Annotated in this window: 24 protein-coding genes and 2 other annotated features; of the genes, 20 read left to right on the forward strand and 4 right to left on the reverse strand. The window is 33.7% G+C overall.

The window, feature by feature from the left end; all coding sequences use genetic code 11:
• Positions 1–60 precede the first annotated feature (60 nt).
• The 5 genes from HMPREF2801_RS03580 (at position 61) to HMPREF2801_RS03600 (ending at position 4,921) form a co-directional block, all read left to right on the forward strand.
• Positions 61–498, forward strand: coding sequence for a hypothetical protein (locus HMPREF2801_RS03580; protein WP_070610593.1), 438 nt, complete (start codon positions 61–63; stop codon positions 496–498).
• Positions 499–573: 75 nt separating this feature from the next.
• Positions 574–802 (forward strand) — a binding site (T-box leader).
• 50 nt (positions 803–852) lie between these two features.
• The gene (locus HMPREF2801_RS03585; RefSeq protein WP_070610594.1) at positions 853–1,827 is read left to right on the forward strand and encodes an ABC transporter substrate-binding protein; all 975 of its coding nucleotides are present in this window, start codon (positions 853–855) and stop codon (positions 1,825–1,827) included.
• Positions 1,828–1,935: 108 nt separating this feature from the next.
• Positions 1,936–2,168 (forward strand) — a binding site (T-box leader).
• 37 nt (positions 2,169–2,205) lie between these two features.
• Positions 2,206–3,195 (forward strand): ABC transporter substrate-binding protein, encoded by a 990-nt coding sequence (locus HMPREF2801_RS03590; protein WP_070610595.1) that lies wholly within the window; start codon positions 2,206–2,208, stop codon positions 3,193–3,195.
• A gap of 33 nt (positions 3,196–3,228) precedes the next feature.
• On the forward strand, positions 3,229–4,113 hold the full coding sequence (locus HMPREF2801_RS03595) for an ABC transporter permease (protein ID WP_070610596.1): 885 nt from the start codon (positions 3,229–3,231) through the stop codon (positions 4,111–4,113).
• On the forward strand, positions 4,100–4,921 hold the full coding sequence (locus HMPREF2801_RS03600; protein ID WP_070610597.1) for an ABC transporter ATP-binding protein: 822 nt from the start codon (positions 4,100–4,102) through the stop codon (positions 4,919–4,921). The genes HMPREF2801_RS03595 and HMPREF2801_RS03600 overlap by 14 nt, the downstream gene beginning before the upstream one ends.
• A gap of 72 nt (positions 4,922–4,993) precedes the next feature.
• On the opposite strand, the gene HMPREF2801_RS03605 is transcribed toward HMPREF2801_RS03600, so the two are convergent.
• From HMPREF2801_RS03605 to HMPREF2801_RS03620, 4 genes are all read right to left on the reverse strand, one after another.
• Positions 4,994–6,031, reverse strand: a complete 1,038-nt coding sequence (locus HMPREF2801_RS03605) for a hypothetical protein (protein WP_070610598.1) — start codon at positions 6,029–6,031, stop codon at positions 4,994–4,996.
• On the reverse strand, positions 6,021–6,542 hold the full coding sequence (locus HMPREF2801_RS03610) for a sigma-70 family RNA polymerase sigma factor (RefSeq protein WP_070610599.1): 522 nt from the start codon (positions 6,540–6,542) through the stop codon (positions 6,021–6,023). Before HMPREF2801_RS03610 ends, HMPREF2801_RS03605 begins: the two co-directional genes overlap by 11 nt.
• A 129-nt stretch (positions 6,543–6,671) precedes the next feature.
• Positions 6,672–7,511 (reverse strand): ABC transporter permease subunit, encoded by an 840-nt coding sequence (locus HMPREF2801_RS03615; protein ID WP_070610600.1) that lies wholly within the window; start codon positions 7,509–7,511, stop codon positions 6,672–6,674.
• Entirely contained in the window at positions 7,501–8,868 is a 1,368-nt protein-coding gene (locus HMPREF2801_RS03620; RefSeq protein ID WP_070610601.1) for an ATP-binding cassette domain-containing protein, read from the reverse strand. Before HMPREF2801_RS03620 ends, HMPREF2801_RS03615 begins: the two co-directional genes overlap by 11 nt.
• 169 nt (positions 8,869–9,037) lie before the next feature.
• Here HMPREF2801_RS03620 and HMPREF2801_RS03625 point away from each other — a divergent pair, with 169 nt between their 5' ends.
• From HMPREF2801_RS03625 to HMPREF2801_RS03695, 15 genes are all read left to right on the forward strand, one after another.
• Complete coding sequence (locus HMPREF2801_RS03625; RefSeq protein WP_070610602.1) at positions 9,038–9,688, forward strand: hypothetical protein; 651 nt, start codon at positions 9,038–9,040, stop codon at positions 9,686–9,688.
• Positions 9,669–10,166 carry a hypothetical protein gene (locus HMPREF2801_RS03630; RefSeq protein WP_070610603.1) on the forward strand — a complete coding sequence of 166 codons (498 nt, stop codon included), beginning with the start codon at positions 9,669–9,671 and terminating at the stop codon, positions 10,164–10,166. Before HMPREF2801_RS03625 ends, HMPREF2801_RS03630 begins: the two co-directional genes overlap by 20 nt.
• Before the next feature lie 144 nt (positions 10,167–10,310).
• Positions 10,311–11,399, forward strand: a complete 1,089-nt coding sequence (ychF, locus tag HMPREF2801_RS03635; RefSeq protein ID WP_019125861.1) for a redox-regulated ATPase YchF — start codon at positions 10,311–10,313, stop codon at positions 11,397–11,399.
• Between the two features lie 7 nt (positions 11,400–11,406).
• Positions 11,407–12,234, forward strand: a complete 828-nt coding sequence (locus HMPREF2801_RS03640) for an HAD-IIB family hydrolase (RefSeq protein WP_070610604.1) — start codon at positions 11,407–11,409, stop codon at positions 12,232–12,234.
• On the forward strand, positions 12,235–13,086 hold the full coding sequence (ylqF, locus tag HMPREF2801_RS03645) for a ribosome biogenesis GTPase YlqF (RefSeq protein ID WP_070610605.1): 852 nt from the start codon (positions 12,235–12,237) through the stop codon (positions 13,084–13,086).
• Positions 13,073–13,690: a ribonuclease HII gene (locus HMPREF2801_RS03650; RefSeq protein ID WP_070610606.1), complete on the forward strand. Its 618-nt coding sequence runs from the start codon at positions 13,073–13,075 to the stop codon at positions 13,688–13,690. Before ylqF ends, HMPREF2801_RS03650 begins: the two co-directional genes overlap by 14 nt.
• The gene (locus HMPREF2801_RS03655; RefSeq protein WP_070610607.1) at positions 13,684–14,043 is read left to right on the forward strand and encodes a YraN family protein; all 360 of its coding nucleotides are present in this window, start codon (positions 13,684–13,686) and stop codon (positions 14,041–14,043) included. The genes HMPREF2801_RS03650 and HMPREF2801_RS03655 overlap by 7 nt, the downstream gene beginning before the upstream one ends.
• A gap of 125 nt (positions 14,044–14,168) precedes the next feature.
• A complete protein-coding gene (sufC, locus tag HMPREF2801_RS03660; protein WP_019125855.1) occupies positions 14,169–14,915 on the forward strand; it encodes a Fe-S cluster assembly ATPase SufC in 747 nt (248 codons plus the stop codon).
• Positions 14,916–16,328: a Fe-S cluster assembly protein SufB gene (gene sufB, locus HMPREF2801_RS03665; RefSeq protein ID WP_070610608.1), complete on the forward strand. Its 1,413-nt coding sequence runs from the start codon at positions 14,916–14,918 to the stop codon at positions 16,326–16,328. It begins immediately after the preceding gene.
• A 7-nt stretch (positions 16,329–16,335) separates the two neighbouring features.
• Positions 16,336–17,382, forward strand: a complete 1,047-nt coding sequence (locus HMPREF2801_RS03670; protein WP_070610609.1) for a SufB/SufD family protein — start codon at positions 16,336–16,338, stop codon at positions 17,380–17,382.
• Position 17,383: 1 nt separating this feature from the next.
• Entirely contained in the window at positions 17,384–18,625 is a 1,242-nt protein-coding gene (locus HMPREF2801_RS03675; protein ID WP_070610610.1) for an aminotransferase class V-fold PLP-dependent enzyme, read from the forward strand.
• Positions 18,615–19,070 carry a Fe-S cluster assembly sulfur transfer protein SufU gene (gene sufU, locus HMPREF2801_RS03680; protein ID WP_070610611.1) on the forward strand — a complete coding sequence of 152 codons (456 nt, stop codon included), beginning with the start codon at positions 18,615–18,617 and terminating at the stop codon, positions 19,068–19,070. The genes HMPREF2801_RS03675 and sufU overlap by 11 nt, the downstream gene beginning before the upstream one ends.
• An 11-nt stretch (positions 19,071–19,081) precedes the next feature.
• The gene (locus HMPREF2801_RS03685; protein WP_019125850.1) at positions 19,082–19,477 is read left to right on the forward strand and encodes an RrF2 family transcriptional regulator; all 396 of its coding nucleotides are present in this window, start codon (positions 19,082–19,084) and stop codon (positions 19,475–19,477) included.
• Positions 19,478–19,484: 7 nt separating this feature from the next.
• Complete coding sequence (locus tag HMPREF2801_RS03690; protein ID WP_210394457.1) at positions 19,485–20,612, forward strand: cysteine desulfurase family protein; 1,128 nt, start codon at positions 19,485–19,487, stop codon at positions 20,610–20,612.
• A 4-nt stretch (positions 20,613–20,616) separates the two neighbouring features.
• Positions 20,617–21,900, forward strand: coding sequence for an AI-2E family transporter (locus HMPREF2801_RS03695; RefSeq protein WP_070610612.1), 1,284 nt, complete (start codon positions 20,617–20,619; stop codon positions 21,898–21,900).
• Positions 21,901–21,972 lie beyond the last annotated feature (72 nt).

Below are 21,972 nucleotides of genomic sequence, written 5' to 3' on the forward strand. Positions count from 1 at the left end.
AAATAAAAAATAAAAAAGAAAATTAAAATTCGTTTAAAATTTATAATTTGGAGGTTTAAAATGAAGAAAAAATTTTTAATTGTTATTGCTGTTGCTTTAGCTTTTATAAGTTTATCAGCATGCACAAAAAAGATTAATAGTGCAGAAGAAAAAAATAAAAAAGAAATTGCGGAAAATATGAATCAAAGTAAAGAAGCTGACAAAAAATCTAATGAGCTATACCTTGTTGACAATGGAAGTCAAAAAGGTTCTGCTTTCCAACAAGAGCGCTCTTTAGAAAAGTCCAATGGAAGTGAAGTGAATTTTTGGATAAAAAACAAGGGACTAAATTCAGTAGAAATTAAAATTAATGGAGAATACCCTGTAATTGTTGAAGCTGGAAAAGATGGAGAGACTTCTGCTCCGATAAAAAAAGATAAAGTTGATTATAAATTTTTAGCTAGTCCTACTGAAGGTGGAGAAATCGATATAGATTTTAAAATTGTTCAAGGGAATTAAGTAAAAAATAAAAAGGAAGTAAAAAAGTTCTTGACAAATAATTTTCCTGTGCCTATAATACTTTTTAATAAAATAATAAATGCGAAGAAAGAGAAAAAGGTATTTAATAAGTCTCAAAGAGAGTGGGGATGGTGAGAGCCCACAGACAAGTTAGTATCATATATTCACTCTAAAGCATGAAGATTGAAAACAAGTAGATCTTCACGGCAGTCACCGTTATCATGGACTAGAGATTGTTAGATCTTTAATGAGGAAATATTTATATTTCGAACTTAGGTGGTACCGCGAATCCTTCGCCCTATATGGGGTGAAGGATTTTTTTATTATTTTAAATAATTTTTTTGGAGGACAAAAATGAAAAATTTAAAGAAAATGGTAAAAGTTATTGTATTAGGTGCCCTTGCTGCATCACTTGTTGCTTGCAGTGGAGACAAAAAGGCAGAAAAAGAAGATGGAAAAATAAAAATTGGAGCCATTCAGTATATTGAACATGTGTCCCTTGACAATGCCCTAAAGGGTTTTGAGGACAGGTTAAAGGAAGAAGGCATTGAGGCAGAAGTTGAAGTGGAAAATTTGCAAGGCGACCAAGCTTTAACTACTACTGCACCAAAAAAATTTGAAGGCGAGGACTACAAATTAGTTTATGCTATTTCTACTCCAGCTGCACAGGGAGTAAAGACTGCTCTTCCTAATAAAAATATTGTCTATTCAGCAGTTACTGACCCAGTGGAAGCAGGACTAATTGAAGCACCAGATAAAATTACAAACATCACTGGTGTTAATGATGCAGTTTCTGCCAAGGCTCAAATCGAATCCTTCTTAAAAATTTATCCTGACATAAAAACTATAGGAACAATTTTTTCAACTAATGAAGCCAATTCAAAGGTACAAGTGGAAGCTTTAGAGAAGGCTTGCCAAGAGCTTGGACTTAAACTTGAAAGTGTTGGAATAAATAATATTAACGACATTGGTCAAGCTCTTTCAACTTTAACTGGAAAGATCGATGCCTACTATGCCCTAACAGACAACACAGTTGCCTCAGCTGGTCCAATCGTTGCTGAGCACTTGTTAAAGGACAAGGTGCCATCTATTTCAGCAGAAGAGGGACAAGTTTCTAAGGGACTACTTATGAGCGAAGGCGTTGACTACTATGAACATGGAAGACAAGCAGCCGACCTTGCCATAAAAATTTTAAAAGGCGAAGACATTAAAAACATTCATGCAGAAGACAACAAGACTTCCAAGAAAAAGGTAAATGGAAAAACTGCAGAGGCTCTTGGACTTGACTTAAACAACGAAAATTTAAAGGATGCTGAAATTTTAAAATAATTTCGCCAAGCATAAATTAAATTTTAAAAACTAAATAAAAAAATTTTTGGGAAAAATAAAAAAAGGCTTGACTTTGTTTTGCTACTAGATTATAATCATTTTAATTTAATAAAAGCGTTGAAAGAGAAAAAAGAATTTTTGATGATTTAAGAGAGTTGCCGTCTGGTGCAAGGCAATACACAAAAGTTTAATATACACTCTAAAGCTTATTTGTTGAAATTAGTAGGCAAGTACGGAAGCCACCGTTAACTGAGGCTAGAGGTTGTTAGACCTTAAAGTGAGGTAATCTTTTTAGATTATAAAATCGGGTGGTACCGCGAAGTCAGTCTTTCGTCCCAATGTGGATGAAAGACTTTTTTTATTTTATGGAGGTTTTTTATGAAATTTAGAAGAGTATTTGTTTTAGTTTTGTTGTCACTTTTTTTAGTTTCTTGCTCAGGGGGTAAAAATGAGAAGCCAGTGGAAGAAACTGCAAAGGAAAGTGGAGAAGGGGCAAAAAGAATTGGCGTAATTCAAATTGCCGACCACATTGCCCTTGAAAGAGCGAGAAAGGGTTTTGAAGATGAAATAAAAAATACAAACCCTGATGTTGAAATTATTTCAAAAAATGCCAATGGAGATTTGACAGTTGTCCCATCAATTATTAAATCTTTTCAAGATAAAAAAGTTGATTTAATTTACGCAATAGCAACTCCAGCAGCACAAGGTGCAAAGAATGGCGAAAAGGAAATTCCAATTATCTTTAACGCAGTAACTGACCCTGAAAGTGCAGACCTATTAGAGAACTTAGAAGAGCCTGAAGGAAATATTACAGGCGTTAGCGATTACTTCTCCATAGAAGCACAACTTGAAGAAATGATAAGTATTTTCCCAGACATTAAAAATGTTGGCGTAATGTTCTCTACTAACGAAGCCAATTCAAAATTCCAAATAGAAGAATTAAAAAAGGCAGCAGCAGGCTTTGGACTAAATGTAGTTGAAGTTGGAGTAAATAATATTAACGATGTATCAACGGCAATAAAGACAATCGAACCAAAGATTGACATCTTCATGGCAATTACAGATAACACAGTTTCATCTGCATCAACAATTATTGCTGAATCTTTAAAGGAAGCAAAAATCCCTTCCTTTGCATCAGAAGAAGGACCTGTTGAAAATGGAATCTTAATTAGTGCAGGCGTTGACTATGTAGACCTTGGAAAGAAAGCAGCTGGCATGGCAAGTGAAATACTTGGCGGCAAAAAAGTTTCTGAAGTTCCAGTAGTATTCTCTACAGACACTAGAAAAGTTGTAAACAAAAAAACTGCTGATGCACTTGGACTAAGTGAAGACGATAATTTAATGAAGGACGCAAAGGTCGTTGAATAATAAAACACACAAAAATTTTTAGGAGGAAGAAAGTTGAATTCAGTAATAATGGAATCCATTGTCACAGGACTTATATTTTCCATATTGACAATAGGAGTTGTAATAACCTTTAAAATTTTAGATTTTCCAGATATGTCTGTGGAAGGGACCTTTCCACTGGGAGCCTTTGTCTTTGCAAAGATGCTAACCCTTGGGACCAACCCACTGCTTGCAATGTTAGTTTCACTTATTGCAGGTGGTCTTGGCGGATATATAACTTATGTTTTATTTAGAAAATTTAAAATTCAGGCAATCCTTGCAGGAATTTTGACCATGACATTTTTATATTCAGTTAATTTAAGAATTACTGGCACGCCAAATGTTACCTTCTTTGATTACAAAACTGTTTTCCAACTTTTTGAAAGCCTACCAAAGATTGTAATCCTAATTATTATAACTTTAATAATAAAAATTGCCTTGGACTGGTTCTTAAAAACAGAAAAGGGATATTTGCTTTTAGCGACGGGAGACAACGAAACTCTCGTAAAGTCTCTTGGCAAAAACCCAGACAAGTACATTGCCATAGGTCTTATAATTTCAAATGCACTTGCAGCCTTAGGTGGAGCCTTAATGGCACAGTCCAATGGCTACGCTGACATTACCATGGGTCAAGCTATTATCGTATCAGCACTTGCATCAGTTATTATAGGCGATGCCTTTTTGAAAAGTGCAAACTTTTTAAATAGAACAACAAGAGCAATTATAGGAGCAATAATTTATAGAATAATCTACGGTATAGCCCTTTACATTGGACTTGCTCCAAGTGATTTAAAGGGAATAACTGCAATCATCGTAGTATTCTTTATAGTTTATAACAATGTCTCATCTAAGGGACTAGCTGTATTAAAGGGAAAGAGGGAAGAAAATGCTAAAAATTAAAAACATATCAAAAACTTTTTACAAGGGAATGGAAGAAGAAAACCAAGTATTTGATAACTTTTCCCTTGAAATCGAAGAAAATAAGTGCGTTGCAATTTTGGGACCAAATGGCTGTGGCAAGTCTACACTATTTAATATGATTTCTGGTTCACTTAATCCAGACTCTGGAGAAATTTTATTAGGTGATGTTGATATTGCAAAATTATCTGAAGACAAGAGGGCAATAGACATTGGAAAGGTAAACCAAGACCCATCAAAGGGAGTTTGCCAAAGCTTAAATATTTTAGAAAATATGTCCATGGCTTTTAAGAAGGGCAACAAATTTACCTTCAAAAAATTAATCGACAAGAACAACAATGAAAAAATAATTGAAAAACTAAAGTCCATTGACCTGGGTCTTGAAAACAAATTAAAGACACAAGTAAAATTTTTATCAGGTGGACAAAGACAATCCCTATCTCTATTAATGGCGACAGTAAAAAAGCCAAAAATACTTTTACTTGATGAACACACAGCAGCCCTTGACCCAAAGACCTCAAAGTTAATCATGGATAAGACTAATGATTTAATAAAAAAAGAAAAGATTACAACCCTTATGATCACTCACAACTTGAAAAACGCCATAGAATATTCAGACAGAATAATAATGCTCAACAAGGGCAAAGTTGTCCTAGACATTCTTCCAAGTGAGGTCACAGAAGAAGAATTAAATAGAATTTACAACGAAAAAATTGAAGAATCAAATAATATAGAATCAGAAAGATTAAAAAGCATAGAAAATATGAAACAAATAGAAAAAATTGCATAAACCTCATAAAATAATTGCATGGAAAAAAGTCCTACCCGACAAAAGGTAGGACTTTTTCCATAATATAAATTTTTATTTTAAAGTGAGAGTAAACTCGTCACCAATTTTTTGTTCTCCAATAGGCATTTCTTTGTCATAGCTGTGGACTGTCACTCTGTATAATTGGCATTTTAGTGTTTTGATTTCATTTAAAAGTTCATCGGCAGTAACTTTGCTAATGACTGGTGAAAAGTATAGGTTGGATTTATTTTTCTCTGCTTCGCGAGTTTCAAAATAAACAAATTTATCTTTGGAATCTCTTGCTTTTATTGAATAAAGATATCCATCTTCGGAATCAGGATAGGTCAATACTATTTTTTGTGAAGCTGGGCTTGTAGCAAGGCTTTCAATGACAATGTTATTTGTATCTGGAATAGTAAAGTCCTTTGCTATAAGATTTTTCTTCATTTTCATTTGTGACATATCTATATTTGTTGAGAGAGTAATTTTTTTCTCGTTTCCTAAAAATTCATCAAAGGAAAATTCTAAATTAACTTTGCCTTCTTTTGGCAATGAGTCTTCCAAAATATGTTCAAGAGTATAGACATTTACTTTTTTATCTTCAGGTAAAGTATATCCAGAGGCACTGTAGCTAAGAATATTATTTTTCTTGCCATTAACCTTAAGTTCAGTTAAGTTAACTTCTCCAGAGAGCATTTTTTCTGAGTCATTTAAGCTCAAAATTACAGTGTATAATTTATTATCTTCAATAATAAATTTATCAAAAATATATTTTTTGCCATTTATTTCAAAAGCTTCATTTAAATTTACGCTGTACTTATCAACTTCCCTTGAAAGTCCCATGGCATTAGATAAAGTAATTTTAAAGTTACTTGCTAATTCTCTTGTCTTGGCAAAGACATAGCCACCGGATGTGTAATTTGTTATCCCCAAAACTAATATAAGAGATGCTGCTATTGCTACCACTTTTTTATTAAACTTATTTTTCTTGTTTTTTATTTTTAATGATCTCACAGTTCTTTTTAGATTTTCTCTTTCAAAATCATTAAGAGGAACTTCTTCGTATTCAATTTTCATGTCGTTTAACTCATCATATATATTATTTTTCATAAAAATTTTCCCTCCATTTTTTTAAAAAATTTCTTCCTCTGCTAACTTTTTTGTAGGCATTTGCTGTGGAAATATTTTGCTTTGACGCTGCCTCTTTATAGGAAAGACCATGGATAAAAATATTTTTAAAAAGTTTTTTGTCTTCGTCATTTAAAAGTGAAAGGATTTCTTCTATTTCTAGATTTGAAGATAAATCTGAATCCACAATTTTTGAATCTTCATCTAATCTAAGGCTTTCAAATTTAATTTCTTTTCTAAGAATATCTATGGCTCTATACTTAGCAACAAGGGCACACCAATTTTTAAAAGTAGACCTACTTGGGTCAAAGTATTTAATATTTTGCCATATACTTAAAAGTGCGTCATTCATGGCTTCTTCCCAAAGGTTTGGATATTTCCAAAGCGTTTTTGAAATAACTCCCTTTAATATTTTTCCGTACTCTTCAATAAATATATAAAGGGCATCTTCATCTTTATTTTTTAGCCTTTCTATCAAGTCTTTATTATCCATATTTCCTCCTTCACTAATATATTCGTGATAGAGATAATAATTCTGACAAATTTTTAAAATTAAAATTTATGAAAAATAATTTTGAGCACAAAAAAACTACTTTGGCTTAACCAAAATAGTTTTTTTAAATTAATATTTAAGTTCCTTGCTTGAATAGATTGTGTAAGTCAAGACAATCATCAGTATAAAGATTACTGCATTTGCTATTATGCCAAATAGGTTTAGGTCTGCACTGACAAAGCTATAAGGTCTAAAGGCTTCGTTAGGGAAGTAAGATACAACCATGCCAAAGACATCGCCCATAACTTTTCCAACAATTGTAAGTAGTACAATTAAGAATACAAATAGTGCAGCTACTGCATCTTGGTGTAGTGAAGATTTTGACATTGAAGAGAAGAAGTAGCCAATGGACATAAATACTAGACCTGAGCCAAGTAGTCCAACGAAAACTTTTACTACTGCTTCAAAAATTTCAAAGCTTGTTATTTCAGCAGCATCACTTGCTCCAATTCCTATGGAAGAGATTCCAAGGACAAGTCCAACTGTTGCAAGTCCCATAATTATTAAAAATAAGATGTAAGTCAACAAGTTGGCGGCAATTTTTCCTGTTACGATTTCTGATTTTGAAATTGGGTTTGAATAAATGTATTCAATGTTGCCTGAGCTTTGTTCCTTAGCAATGGAGCTTGCTCCAAGTTGCATTGCAAATACAAATATTAAAACTGCAAGGTAATGGTAAACAAGGGCAATGTAATCGCCAATATTTACTATGTCCATACCTTCATAAACTCCCAAAATATTTCTAGTTGGCTCGTTAAAGCTTTCCATAACTGAATTAAATAGTGAGTTCATTTGTGACTCTGCAAGGAAAGGATAGAAGGCAAGCATAAGTCCAAGTAAAATTATTAGGACGATTGCCCAAGATATCATCTTTGCAAAATTTGATTTAAATTCCATATTAAATATCATCTTTATCCTCCTTTAGCCTTGTCTCTTCTGTTGCATTAAAGACGCCTTCATCAGAGGTTTTAAAAATAATTGTATCGTCTTTTCTATTTTCTTCTGAACTGTCGTGGAAAATTTCTGTATTATCAACAAAGTTTTCTTCTACTTTAGGCTCAGCTTCATTAATTGTTTCTGCTTTTTCAATTTCTAATTCAGGAGAAACTTCTTCTTTTATTTCAGGAGATTTTTCTTCTCCAAGAACAACTTTATCTTCATCGACAAAAAGATTTGTCTTTGTGTTGTGAATTACATCTTTTTCAGAATTTTCTACATTGACGCCTTCTACTTCAGAAAAATTATTTTCTGCATCGCTAATTTTTATTGTGCTTTCTGTCACTCCATTAACTTCAGAAGTTTCAAGACTACTTGCAGAAATTTTTTCTGTAGGAGTCTCTTCTACATCTTTTACTGGAGCAGGAGCTTTTCTTCTAGGAAGCTTTGCATTTTCTCCCTTGTAGTAAGCATTGACCTTGTCAGATAATTTTGCGTCTTCAAGTACATAATTTTCAAGGGCTTCTTCATAGATCACCTTTGAAAGTTCAGGAAGAGCTCCATCATAATAGAGGATTGTTTCATCTTCCTCATCCTTAATAATTCTTGCGCCAATGGAAGTAAAGTAATTTAAATTTCCTCTGTAAGAGTCAATTTTTAAAACCTTGTCTCCAGCTGCCTTGACATTATTGTATTCAGTGTCTTGGATTTTTCCATCAGACAAGTAGGCAATTCGTGAAGAATATTTTTTTGCCTCTCTAAGAGAATCAGAGAGTAGTAAAACAGTCAAGCCTTCACTTTCATTTAATCTCTTTACATGAGAGAAGAGTCTATCTATATCCTTTTCTTCTAAAAATTTTGCTGGAGAGTCTAAAATTAAAAGTCTTGGTTTTATAACTAAGGCATTAATAAGAGCAAAGAGTTTTCTTTCTCTATCTCTTAGGTCGCAAATGCGAAGGTTTGAATTAAATTCAAAATAATCACAAAGGACATCAATGTCTTCTGTGTTAGACAAACCATGTGCGCTAAGTGTCTTCTTAAGTAAAGCATAAGATTTTATCTTTGAATCGAAAATCATATCTTCAGATACGAAGGACACAGTTTCTTTTATTTCTTTTGATTCCTTAAATGAATCCATATCATAAACCCTAATAGATCCACTACCAGGTTTTAAGTATCCCATTATAATTCTAGCAAGAGTTGTCTTTCCGGAGTTTTCTGTTCCAAGAAGAGAGAAAAATTCGCCATCTAAAATTTCTAAATTTAAATTTGATAAGACTTTTTCCTTGCCCTTGCGTTTTGTCAGGTCATTTATGACGATGGCACTCATACTATTCACCTCTTTAATAATTGATAAACTCATTATACAATAAAAAATAGCTAAATAAAAGGATAGAAAAATTATTGAAAAAGGAGCTTGTTTTTTTGGGGGAAAAGTAATATCATAGTAAATGAATAAAGCAAGCTAAAAATAATTTCTTGATTATTTAGGGGGCATTATGAAAAAGAAAGTTTTATCTTTAATCTATCTAACAAGTTTTTATTTGGGTATATTGTCATTACTTGTAATGTTAATAAGTGTTTTACCTGGTATGATAAGAGGAAAATTATTTATTGATAATGATACTTTAATGCGCTTCTCTATAATATTATTATTTTTATTGGTTCTGGCATATCTAGTTGTTTTATCGATAAATGGAAATGAAAGAAAAATATTATTAAAAATAACAGAATATATTTCGATTTTCGTATATATATTCTTTATATTTTTCATTTTTATCAGAAATATTAATTATAATTATCCAACAGTTAATGTGATTCCATTTAAATCAGTTATAAATTATTTTTATGATTTTTTGACTTTAACAAGTAAACTAAATTATTTTTCTTTTTTTAAATTTATTATATTTCCAATTATTTATCTAATTCCAGTTTTTATTTTTATCAAAACTAAATACCATAGAAATTACTATATATTTATTTCAATTATTATTATTTCGTTAGAAGTGGTGAAATTCTTTTTATACAAAAGCTTTAATTTAGACAATATCTTATTAGGTTTATTATCTGCTATTATTACAGCTGAAATTATTTGTAAAATTCCGTTTAAGTTAAATTTAGGAGGTTTTAATGATAAAAAGGTTTTGTAAGAAATTTGTTTTAATATCAATTATGATATTGATTTGTTCTTCTAGTGTATTTGCTACAAGCAATGAAATCGTTGATGGAAAAAAGGAGAGTGATGATGGTATCTTTAATTGGGCGAGTAGAGAAGATAGAATGAGCTCTGACGGTTCATTTGATTATTCCTTTTATCAAGGACTAGCTTCTGATAAATTCACATTAACTAATAGTTATACGACAATTTATTGTAATTCTACTTATGAAGGAACTACTTTTACACCAGCGTTTTCTATTTCTTTATATGAGAAAGCGTATAGAAATTGGTCATACCACTATGTTGGAGAAGAAAGTATGTCTTTAAATGGGTCAGATCGTGCTCACTTTAATAATTTACATTATATAGATGGAAAGTATTTTTTTAGAATGGACACAGATTTAACGAGGGGAGTCGATTCTCCGATACATGGATATGGAGAAATATCCAATTTTGGGGATAGGATATAAAATAAATATTCTATAGTTTAATTTGAAAATTTAATTTAAGCGGTAAATAATAGTGTTAGTCATAAAGATTAGCACTATTTTTTTAATTTACATACCTAAGCTTTCTAATTGTGATATAATTTTACTTTGAATGGAGGTTTTCTAATGAAACTTGGAATCGTAGGACTACCTAATGTTGGTAAGTCAACTTTATTTAATGCCCTAACAAGTGCTGGTGCTGAAGCTGCAAACTATCCCTTTGCAACTATTGAGCCCAATGTTGGGGTTGTAAATGTACCTGATGAACGATTAGACGTGCTTGCAAAGTTGAGCAAGTCAGAAAAAATTGTTCACACTAATATAGAATTTTATGACATAGCTGGTCTTGTTAAGGGTGCCAGCAAGGGCGAAGGACTTGGAAATCAATTTTTATCAAATATTCGTGAAGTTGATGCCATTGTCCATGTAGTAAGATGCTTTGACGATGAAAATATTATTCACGTTGACGGCTCTATCGACCCTCTTCGTGATATTGAAAATATAAATTTGGAATTAATTTTTTCAGACCTTGAACAAGTGGACAACAGATATGGCAAGGTAGTAAAAAAAGCTAGAGCAGAAAAATCTCTTGCCAAGGAAAGAGATCTATTGGAAAAAATAAAATTAGCCTTGGAAGAAGGAAGACCTGCAAGAGAAGTTGAACTTGACGAGGAAGAAGAAAAAATCATAAAAAATTATTCTCTCCTAAGTGCAAAGCCTGTCATCTATGTCTGCAATGTGGCTGAAGAAGACATAAACAAGGAAGACAATGAATATGTAAAAAAAGTTAGAGCCTATGCAGAAAAATCTGGCGACGAAGTTGTTGTCATCTCTGCAGAAATCGAAGCAGAAATTGCCGCTCTTGACCAAGATGAAAAGGAACTCTTCTTGGAAGAACTTGGTCTCGATTCCTCTGGTCTAGACAAGTTAATTAAGTCTTCCTACAAACTTTTAGGCTTAATTTCATTTTTAACTACGGGCGAAATGGAAACTAGGGCTTGGACTATTAAGAAGGGCTCAAAGGCTCCAACAGCTGCAGGAAAAATCCACACAGATATGGAAAGGGGCTTTATTAAGGCTGACACTGTTAGCTACAAGGACTTAGTTGAGTCAGGTTCAGTTGCTGTGGCAAGAGAAAAGGGACTAATAAGAAGTGAAGGTAAGGATTATGTCGTAGAAGATGGCGATGTAATTGTATTTAAATTTAATGTATAGGTGATTTATGATTAAAATGGTTTCTATGGATTTAGATGAAACTCTTTTGACTACAGATAAGGTCATTACAGAGAGTTTTGAATCCTTTGTAAATAAACTAAAATCAAATAATATTATTCCAGTAGTGGCAACGGGAAGAGAATACTATTCTGCCCATAAATTTGTGGGAAATAAGGTAGACATAGATTTAATTTGCAACAATGGAAATGTAATTAGAGATAATTTATCTGGCAAGGTTCATTATGTAAATCCAATTAGTGACGAGGACTTAAAGAGGGTCATGGCCTTTGATGACAATGACAAAGTCTTTACATCACTTCACATCCAAAGAGATGATGGCATTGATCTTGTCTACAAGAAAAAGAATTTTACAAATTTTGAGGGCACTTATGTTGACGCCTTTAGGGGAAGAAATCTAGGATTAGATGATTTCGACAACTTAGAGGGCAATCCTCTTTCCATTGTCTTTGCAGGAAGCCATGACGATTTAGTAAGCCTTAGAAATAGGATGAGAGACGAAATTTCTGATAGATTTAATTTTCACATTATGAAGATTAGGAGAGAGCCAAAGTGGATGCTGGAAGTCTTGCAAAAATCTGGCGACAAATTTTATGGCGTAAAAAAATACGCAGAAATTAGGGGAATTGACTTAAAAGATGTTGCAGCAATTGGCGACGACTCCAACGATGTAATGCTTATAAAGTCTGTTGGCCTTGGCATTGCCATGAAAAATGGCGTTGAGAGACTAAGAGAAGCGGCCGATGTGGTGTCTGACTTTGACAACAATAGTGATGGAGCAGTAAAAATTTTAGACAAGGTTTTATTTGGTGATTAAATGAATATTAACTGGTATCCAGGTCACATGAAAAAGACCATTGAGGACATAGAGGAAAAATTAAAACTCGTGGATTTTGTAATCGAGATAATTGACTCTCGCATTCCCTATTCAAGTAGGAACCCTCTCTTTAAGGACCTTTTAAAAAATAAAAAGAGACTTTTAATTTTTAATAAGTCTGATTTATCAGATCCAAAATTAAATGAAGAGTGGATGGAAAAAATTACTGACGAAAATAATTTTGCCATATCTTACAATGCCATGAAGCCCAATGTAAATTTAGTTGTAAAAAAATCAGAAGAACTCATGGCAGAGGAGATAAAAAAATACCAGGACAAGGGTCTAAAGAAAGGTCCACTTCGTGCCATGATTGTGGGCATACCCAATTCTGGCAAGTCAACTTTTATAAATTCAATTTCTGGCACGAAATCTGCAAGAACTGGCAACAGACCTGGAGTTACAAAGACAAATCAGTGGATAAAGATTCACTCAAAGCTTCATCTCCTAGACACGCCAGGAGTTTTGTGGCCAAAATTCGAAGAAAAAGTTGGACTTAACCTTGCCTTTACTGGTGCCATAAAAGATGAAATTATGGATAGGGAAACTCTAGCCTTAAAATTAATTGAAAAATTAAAAAATATTGCACCAGCTTCTCTTGAAGAGAGATATAAAATTTCTGACATAAAAGAAATGTCGCCCCTTGAAATTATGGATGAAATTGGAAAAAACAGGGGCGCCCTTATGCGTGGGGGTCTCATAGATTATGAAAAAGTTTCTGGAATTATCTTAGATGAATTTAGAAAGGGAACTCTTGGAAGAATAACTTTGGAGGAGCCCAATGAATTTTTATAATTTTGAAAATGAATATTACGAAAAGGGCTACAAAAATATCTGCGGCATTGACGAAGTTGGCAGGGGTTGCCTCTTTGGCGATGTAGTTTCCTGCGCAATTATCATGCCCAAGGATGACTTCATCGAGGGAGTAAATGATTCAAAAAAACTTAGTCCCAAAAAGAGAGAAGAACTCTACCCAAAAATTTTGGAGTCCTGCCTTGCTGTTGGCATAGGAAGAGCAAACCCAGATATAATTGACAAGGTAAATATAAAAATGGCGACACACATTTCCATGATAAATGCTCTTGAAAATTTGCGCGACAAGGAAGGCAAAAAAGTTAGTGCTGATTGTGTCTTAATAGATGCAGAGACAATTGAAACTGGAATTTTTCAAAAGGCAATCATTAAGGGCGACGAGTCCTGCTACTCCATTGCCTGTGCCTCTATAATTGCAAAGGTCTATAGGGATAATCTTTGCGACAAGTGGGCAGAAGAATATCCTCATTACGGCATCGAAAAGCACAAAGGCTATGCCACAAAGTATCACAGAGAGGCACTTAAGGCTTATGGTCCAACAGAAATGCACAGAAAATCTTTTTTGAAGAATATAAAATCATGGTAGGACACAATTTATTTTTTGGAAATCGTGGAGAGGACATTGCCACAAAATTTTTGGAGCAAAAGGGCTATGTAATATTAGAAAGAAATTACAGGGCTCTAGGGACAGAGATTGACATTATAGCAAGGGGCAAGGATGAAATTGTTTTTGTTGAAGTGAAGTCTCGTAACTCAAGAAAGTATGGCGACGCCTACGAAGCTGTCACTGAATTTAAAATGCAAAACATTATTCAAACTGCCACTGCATATATTATGGAGAAAAATCTTTTTGACATAATGGTGCGTTTTGACATAATTGAAATTTATTTTAGGGAAAAGGAAATCAATCACATAGAGTCGGCATTTATGCTTTCATAAACTAGGTTAAGCCTAGTTTTTTTATTTGCAATAAATATTTGATTATTAAAGAACTTGTGTTATTATAGTTAATAGAAAAAAACATAGTAATTTTGTATGAATTATTTTTTATAAATGGAGGAAGTATGACAGAGTTATTAAGAGTAGAAAATTTAAGTGCAGGCGTGGAAGATAAGGAGATCTTAAAAAATATAAATTTAAAAATTAATTACGGCGAAGTTCACGTAATTATGGGACCAAATGGTTCAGGTAAGTCCACACTTGCCAATGTAATTATGGATAATCCAGTTTACAATGTGACTAGCGGCAAAATATTTTTAGATGGCGAAGACATAAGTGACCTTACAACAGACAAGAGAGCTAACAAGGGACTTTTTATGTCCTTCCAAAGTCCAGAAGAAGTGCCAGGAATTTCTGTAGAAAATTTTATTAGAACAGCTAAGTCTTTAAAGGAAGACAAGACAATTTCTATTTTAAAATTTAAAAAGGAAATCAAAAAGGAAATGGAAGAATTAAAAATGGATTCTTCTTATGCAGAGAGATACTTAAATGTTGGCTTCTCTGGTGGAGAAAAGAAGAAAAATGAAATTCTTCAAATGCTTATGCTAAATCCAAAGCTTGCCATTCTTGATGAAACAGACTCAGGACTTGATGTTGATGCAACAAGAATAGTTTCTAGCGGAATTGAAAAGTTTTTAAATAAGGACAATGCAGTTTTAATTATCACTCACCACAAGGAACTTATAGATAACATTAAACCTGATTTTGTTCACGTAATTTTAGACGGACAAATTGTAAAAGAAGGAGACGCTTCTCTAATTGATAAAATCGAAAAAGAAGGATTCAATTGGATAAGAGAAGAGGTGAAATAATTGGCTAAGACAGAAAAAACTTATGTAGAAGACATGGACCGCGGCGTCTATGATATTAAAAATAAATTCACTTTTAGGTCCAAGACTGAAAAGGGACTTACAGAAGAGATTGTAAGACAAATTTCTGCTGAAAAGAATGAGCCAGAATGGATGCTTGAAAGTAGACTAAAGGCATTAAAGATTTTTAATGAGAAGAAAAATCCTGACTGGGGTCCAGACCTTTCAGAAGTTGACATGGATAAAATCACAACTTACATCAGACCTGATGCTGACATGTCTGACGACTGGAAAAATGTTCCTGACGAAATAAGAGACACCTTTGATAAGCTTGGCATACCTGAAGCTGAAAAGGAAGCTATGCTTTCTGGTGTTGGAGCACAATATGATTCTGAAGTAGTCTATCACAACATTCAAAAATATTTATCTGACCAAGGAGTTATTTACACTGACTTTGAAAGTGGCCTTAAAAAATATCCAGAAATCGTAAAAAAGTATTTTAGCAAGTGCATTACGCCAAATCTTCACAAGTACGCTGCCCTTCACTATGCAGTTTGGTCTGGTGGCTCTTTTGTCTATGTGCCAAAGGGAGTAAATGTAGATATACCTCTACAATCTTACTTTAGACTTAACGCTCCAGGTGCAGGACAATTTGAGCACACACTTATAATCGTAGAAGACGGAGCCTACTGTCACTTCATAGAAGGCTGTTCTGCTCCAAAGTACAATGTAATAAACTTACACGCAGGTGCAGTTGAACTTTTCGTTGGTCAAGATGCAACTCTTAGATATTCAACAATTGAAAACTGGTCAAGAAATATGTACAACTTAAACACAAAGAGAGCCATTGTTGAAAAAAATGGAAAGATTGAGTGGGTTTCAGGTTCCTTTGGTTCAAAGGTTTCAATGCTTTATCCTGCATCAATTTTAGTTGGAGAAAATGCATCTAGTGAATTTACGGGCATTTCCTTTGCAGGTGAGGGACAAAATCTTGACACAGGGGCACAAGTTGTTCACGCAGCACCACACACTAAGTCAACTATAAACACTAAGTCAATTTCCAAATCTGGCGGAATTGCAATTTATAGGGGACTCGTTGAAATAAAAGAAAATGCTGTGGGCTCAAAGAACTCAACATCCTGCGAGTCACTTATGCTTGACTCAATGTCTCGCTCTGATACAATTCCTACAATAAATATCGAAAATAACGACATCGACATTGGACATGAAGCAAAGATCGGAAGAATTTCTGACTCTGTAATTTTTTATTTGATGTCAAGGGGAATTTCAGAACAAGAGGCAAAGGAAATGGTTGTAAGAGGATTTGCAGAGCCAATTGCCAAGGAACTTCCTATGGAATATGCAGTTGAGATGAACAACCTCATTAACCTTGAACTTGTTGGAGCTATTGGGTAGGTGAAAGATGAATATTATTGGAAATGAAATTGCCTTTAAGACTTTTAGCTTTTTAAAGGTAAATGAAACTGAAATAAAAATCCCTGAAATTAAAGGGATCTTATATAGAGAAGTTGGAGAAAAAAATCCAGGAGAAATTTCTGAATTTGAAAAAATAAAATATGGAATTTCAGAAGATGCACTAGAATTAAATAGAAAATATTTAAATTATTATAATTCTTACGAGGCAAAAGAAGGTGAAGAGAGAGAAGACTTTAAGTTATTTGAATTAGATGACGATTATTCTGAACTCTTTGATCTTCATCACATTCTTGCAGAAAAAAATTCAAAATTAAAAGTAGTTTTAGACTACACATCTTCTGGTCAAGGTGAAAAATTTAGAAATTCTGTAATAAAAGTTCTTGCAAGGGAAAATTCTGAAGTAGAAGTTTTTGTCATTGCGAGAGATGATGACAAGTCTCTTGTCCTTGAATCCATTGGCATTTATACAGAAGATGGAGCAAAGGTAACTCTTCACCAATATGAACTTGGAGCAGGAAAACTTTACACAAATTATAAGTGCGAGTTAATTGGAGAAAAGTCTCAGTCAATAGTAGATTCAATTTACTTTGGTCAAAGAGACGAGTATCTAAACATGAATTACGACATGATTCACAGGGGAAAGAAGACTGAGTCAGATATTTTGGTTAATGGAGCCTTAAAGGACAGAGCCTTTAAAAACTTTAAGTCAAACCTACAATTTATTGAAGGGGCGAGGGGTGCTGTTGGCTCAGAAGAAGAGTATTCAATTTTACTTGATGACACAGTTCATTCAGTGTCAGTGCCACTAATGCTTGCCCACGAAGACGATGTAGTTGGCAATCACGCATCAAGTGCAGGTAAGCTTGACATGGACCAAATATTTTATTTAATGTCTAGGGGCATTAGCCACGAAGAAGCGGAAGCCTTAATAGTTGAATCCAAATTTTCTCGTGCAATTGACGCTCTTTCTGATGAAAAGTTGAGAGAAGAAGTTTGGGATTCAGTTAGGAAAATTATAAAGAGAGGAAATTAATATGTTTACAAAAAATGAAATTGAAGATATTAGAAAAGAGTTTCCCTTTTTAAAATTAAAGCCAAATGGTAAAGACATTGTCTACTTTGACAATGGAGCAACTACACAAAAGCCTCGTGAGATTATAGAAAATATAAAGAATTTTTATGAAAATGAAAATGGAAACCCTCACAGGGGAGCTCACTATCTTGCCATGAAGTCCACAGAAGTTTATGAAGATGCAAGACAAAAGGTTGCTGACTTTGTGGGAGCAAAAAAGGCAAGTGAAATTGTATTTTTAAGAAATGCAACAGAAGCACTAAATTTAATTGCCTACTCCTATGGACTTAACAATTTAAGCCAGGGTGACGAAATTTTAATTTCAATAATGGAGCACCACTCAAACCTAGTTCCTTGGCAAGAAGTTGCCAAAAAAACTGGGGCAAAATTAAAATATTTATACATTGACGAGGACAAACAAATTCCTTTTTCTGAAATTGAAGAAAAAGTCACTGAAAAGACAAAAATTTTGTCAATAACAGGTGCATCCAATGTAGTTGGAACAAATCCAGACATTGAAAAAATTGTAAAATATGCAAGAGAAAAGTCTCCTGCAAAAATTATTTTAGACGGTGCACAACTTGTTCCTCACAGAAAAGTAAATGTAAGCCAACTTGATGTTGACTTTCTTGCCTTTTCTGGTCACAAAATGTATTCTGCTCTAGGAATTGGCGTCCTTTATGGCAAAGAAAAGCTCTTAAATGAAATGGAACCCTTCCTATCAGGTGGCGACATGATTGAATATGTTTACGAAGATAAGACAACTTTCTTAGATGCACCACAAAGGTTTGAAGCGGGAACTGCCAATGTTGAAGGGGCAGTAAACCTTGCAGCAGCCATTGACTTTATAAATAAGTATGGCATGGATAAAATTGACGAATACGAAAGATATTTAACTGACTATTGCTACGATAAATTAAAAAAATTAGATTATCTTGAAGTTTACACAACAAGTAACAAAAACAGGGCGCCAGTTATATCTTTTAACTTTAAAGAAGCTCACCCTCACGATGTTGCATCAATTCTTGACACTTTTGGCATTGCCATAAGATCGGGTCACCACTGTGCCCAACCACTTCACAGATTTTTGGGCTCAAACTTTTCTTGTAGAGCAAGTTTTGCGATTTATAATACAGTGGAAGAAATTGATTATTTCGTTGAACATCTTGAAGATGTAAGGAGGATTTTGGGAATTGAATCTTGATAATATTTACACTGAATTAATTTTGGAGCATTCAAGAAATAAACACAATAGACATGAACTTGAGGATTACACTCACAAGGAACTTGGACACAATCCAAGTTGTGGCGATGAAATTACTCTTGAATTAAAAGTAAAAGATGGAATAATAGAAGACATTTCTTATACAGGTCATGGCTGTGCAATTTCACAAGCTTCTACATCAATAATGTGCGACAATTTAAAGGGCTTAAAGGTAGAAAAAGCCATTGAAAGGGCAAAAAAATTTATAGGAATGGTAAAGGGAGAAGTTACAGACCCCGATGAACTAGAAGATCTTGACGATGCCATTGCCTTTGAATCTATTAGCACACTTCCTGCCAGAGTTAAGTGCGCAGTCCTTTCCTGGTACACCTTAAAGGACATGTTAGAAAATAATAAAGAAGAAGGATCTTTTATTCCATCATAAGAGGTGATTAAATGAAACTTTCTACAAAAGGCCGTTACGGTTTAATGGCAATGTATAATTTAAAGGAAAATATGGGCAAGGGTCCCATTGCACTAAAGGATATTGCAAAGGAAGAAAATTTATCTGAGTCTTACTTGGAGCAACTCTTCACACTCCTTAGGAAGGCTGACCTTGTGAAATCTATAAGAGGAGCAGGCGGCGGCTATGTCCTTTCGAGAGACCCAAAGGAAATTGCAATAGGAGAAATAATAAATGCCCTTGAAGGGGACATGTCCCTTTCATGTTGCGACCTTGGCAAAAATTCCAATTGCGGCAAGCTTAAGGATTGTGCAACAAGAGATATTTTATCAAAACTTCAAGGACAAATTGAAGATGTAATGGAGTCCATGACTCTAGCAGACATGTGAGGTTATTATGATTTACATGGACAATGCTGCCACTACAAAAGTAACAGATAGTGTTCTTGATGCCATGCTTCCCTATTTGAGAGAAAATTATGGGAATGCATCGGCAATTTATTCTCTGGGACAAAAATCTAGGGCAGCAATTGAAAATTCAAGAATAAAAATTGCAGAAATTTTAAAAACTAAGCCCAGTGAAATTTATTTTACCTCATCAGGTACTGAGTCAGACAACTGGGTTATAAAAGAATCATTGAATCCAAGGGAAAAACATCATATAATATCATCAAGGATAGAACATCCAGCTATTTTAAATTCACTTAAGGCAGTAAAGAGATTGGGTAGTGATTACTCTCTGATTTCTGTTGACCAAGAAGGTTTTGTCAATTTAGATGAATTAAGTGAAAAAATTAGGGACAATACAAAATTAATTTCCATTATGTTTGCCAACAATGAAATAGGAACTATAGAGCCCATAGAAGAAATTTCAAAAATTGCTGGCGAGAAAAATATTTTACTGCACACAGATGCAGTGCAAGCCATGGGCAATATTAAATTTAACCTAAAGGATTTAAATGTAGACATGCTTTCTATATCAGGTCACAAACTTGGAGCACCCAAGGGAATAGGAATTTTATATATCAAAGAGGGTACTGAAATTTCTCCCTTCATAAATGGTGGAGAACAAGAAAGAGGCATGAGAGCCTCCACAGAAAATGTGGCATCAATTGTTGGCATAGGAAGGGCTCTAGAAGATGCCTACGCCAATATTGACGCGAACATAGACTACACAAGAGATTTAAGAGATTATACTATTGAAAAACTTTTAAACATTGATGGAATTATTTTAAATGGTCCAAGAGAGAAGAGACTTCCTGGAAATATTAATATCACTTTAAAGGATACTAAGCCACAAACTATGGTGCAGTACCTAGATATGTATGATATATGTGTTTCCTCTGGATCTGCTTGTGCAGCAGGAAGTATAAATCCATCCCATGTCCTTAGGGCAATTGGAAGAAGCGAAGAAGATTCTCTTTCCATGCTTAGGCTTTCCCTTAATCACAACAACACAAGGGAAGAATGTGACTATGTAGTGGAAAAGATAAGCCAAGGGATGAAAAAGTTCAAGAACAGGTGATAATATGTTGGAACAAATTTCCGGTAATGCTGCGAGATTTATGATTTACGCCCTGGCAATATTATCTATTCTCCTAATATTTTTGGCGATTTACTACCTAGTAAATATAGGAAATAGATATATTGAAGGCAAAAAGAGAATAAGCATAGATCTGCAATTAATTACAAAAATATTCATAGGGATTTTAATTCTCTATTTAATAACCATAATTTTTAATAAATTTTCAATTTTGGGCTACACTCTTTCCTCAATTATTATTGCAATTATTTTTGCCTACATAATTGATCCCATAGTAAATTTTTTGGAGAGGAAGGGCGTAAAGAGACAGTTTGGAGTAATAATAGTTTATATTTCAGTATTTTTAATCTTTGCAATTTTAATAATTTCTGTTATTCCAAAAACTATTAACGAAATTTCAAATTTGCTCACTAGCTTGCCAGGAATGGTTGATACCTTGACTAAAAATGTAAATAATTTCTTGACAGAAATTTTTGCTAAGTTTAACATAGAGCTTCCTGAAAACTTTATAGATGTATACAAGGAGTCAAATCCAAAGGTAGAAGGAGATGTTGAGACACCACAAATCGTCTCAAATATTTTAAACTCCATGACAAAAACCATTAATGACCTAGTTGCAAAGGCACAGGGTTCACTAATGGGTTCACTTTCTGGACTTTTCTCTAAGGTCTATGGAGCTTTGACATCTGCCTTTAGGCTTGTCCTAATAATTATTTTTTCCTTCTACTTTTCAGTGGACAAGGAAAAATTCACCCTCAAAGTAAAAAAGTCAATTCCAAATAAATACAGAGACGACCTTGCATTTTTGGCTAATAGAATTGATGTGGCCCTCCAACAATTTATTAGGGGAAGAATGCTCATGGCAATCTTCGTAGGAATCCTAACTATGATTTATCTATTGATTCTAAGAGTAGACTTTGCCATAATCATTGGACTCATAACCTGCGTTGCAGATATTATTCCTTATGTTGGACCACTGCTCGGATGTGTTCCTGCAGTATTATTTGCCCTAGTGGATTCTCCAGCTAAGGCCTTCTGGGTACTAGTTCTCTTCTTAGTAGTTCAATGGGTAGAAAACAATATACTTGCTCCAAAACTTATTGGAGACAGCACAGGGCTTAACCCACTACTAATTTTAATTTCAATAATCATAGGTGGGGGGATCTTTGGTGTATGGGGAATGGTAATCTCCGTTCCGATAACATCAATTATCTGTATTCTAATTGATTTTGCAAAAATAAAATACAATGACAGATATAGCTCTAATTGACAATCATATTCTTTATAATTATAATATTTATAGCACATCCTCCCAGGGTATGGGAGGATTTTTAATAGGAGT

It is taken from the genome of Peptoniphilus sp. HMSC062D09, assembly GCF_001811425.1.
Lineage (GTDB): Bacteria > Bacillota > Clostridia > Tissierellales > Peptoniphilaceae > Peptoniphilus_A.

Coding starts and splice junctions, on each gene's coding strand:
- HMPREF2801_RS03695 (WP_070610612.1), top strand. CDS start 20,617: ATGTTGGAACAAATTTCCGGTAATGCTGCGAGATTTATGATTTACGCC.
- HMPREF2801_RS03620 (WP_070610601.1), bottom strand. CDS start 8,868: ATGAGTGCCATCGTCATAAATGACCTGACAAAACGCAAGGGCAAGGAA.
- HMPREF2801_RS03650 (WP_070610606.1), top strand. CDS start 13,073: ATGAATTTTTATAATTTTGAAAATGAATATTACGAAAAGGGCTACAAA.
- HMPREF2801_RS03615 (WP_070610600.1), bottom strand. CDS start 7,511: ATGATATTTAATATGGAATTTAAATCAAATTTTGCAAAGATGATATCT.
- HMPREF2801_RS03625 (WP_070610602.1), top strand. CDS start 9,038: ATGAAAAAGAAAGTTTTATCTTTAATCTATCTAACAAGTTTTTATTTG.
- HMPREF2801_RS03630 (WP_070610603.1), top strand. CDS start 9,669: ATGATAAAAAGGTTTTGTAAGAAATTTGTTTTAATATCAATTATGATA.
- HMPREF2801_RS03590 (WP_070610595.1), top strand. CDS start 2,206: ATGAAATTTAGAAGAGTATTTGTTTTAGTTTTGTTGTCACTTTTTTTA.
- HMPREF2801_RS03585 (WP_070610594.1), top strand. CDS start 853: ATGAAAAATTTAAAGAAAATGGTAAAAGTTATTGTATTAGGTGCCCTT.
- HMPREF2801_RS03640 (WP_070610604.1), top strand. CDS start 11,407: ATGATTAAAATGGTTTCTATGGATTTAGATGAAACTCTTTTGACTACA.
- HMPREF2801_RS03610 (WP_070610599.1), bottom strand. CDS start 6,542: ATGGATAATAAAGACTTGATAGAAAGGCTAAAAAATAAAGATGAAGAT.
- HMPREF2801_RS03685 (WP_019125850.1), top strand. CDS start 19,082: ATGAAACTTTCTACAAAAGGCCGTTACGGTTTAATGGCAATGTATAAT.
- HMPREF2801_RS03605 (WP_070610598.1), bottom strand. CDS start 6,031: ATGAAAAATAATATATATGATGAGTTAAACGACATGAAAATTGAATAC.
- HMPREF2801_RS03675 (WP_070610610.1), top strand. CDS start 17,384: ATGTTTACAAAAAATGAAATTGAAGATATTAGAAAAGAGTTTCCCTTT.
- HMPREF2801_RS03670 (WP_070610609.1), top strand. CDS start 16,336: ATGAATATTATTGGAAATGAAATTGCCTTTAAGACTTTTAGCTTTTTA.
- sufC (WP_019125855.1), top strand. CDS start 14,169: ATGACAGAGTTATTAAGAGTAGAAAATTTAAGTGCAGGCGTGGAAGAT.
- HMPREF2801_RS03655 (WP_070610607.1), top strand. CDS start 13,684: ATGGTAGGACACAATTTATTTTTTGGAAATCGTGGAGAGGACATTGCC.
- HMPREF2801_RS03600 (WP_070610597.1), top strand. CDS start 4,100: ATGCTAAAAATTAAAAACATATCAAAAACTTTTTACAAGGGAATGGAA.
- ychF (WP_019125861.1), top strand. CDS start 10,311: ATGAAACTTGGAATCGTAGGACTACCTAATGTTGGTAAGTCAACTTTA.
- ylqF (WP_070610605.1), top strand. CDS start 12,235: ATGAATATTAACTGGTATCCAGGTCACATGAAAAAGACCATTGAGGAC.
- HMPREF2801_RS03690 (WP_210394457.1), top strand. CDS start 19,485: ATGATTTACATGGACAATGCTGCCACTACAAAAGTAACAGATAGTGTT.
- HMPREF2801_RS03580 (WP_070610593.1), top strand. CDS start 61: ATGAAGAAAAAATTTTTAATTGTTATTGCTGTTGCTTTAGCTTTTATA.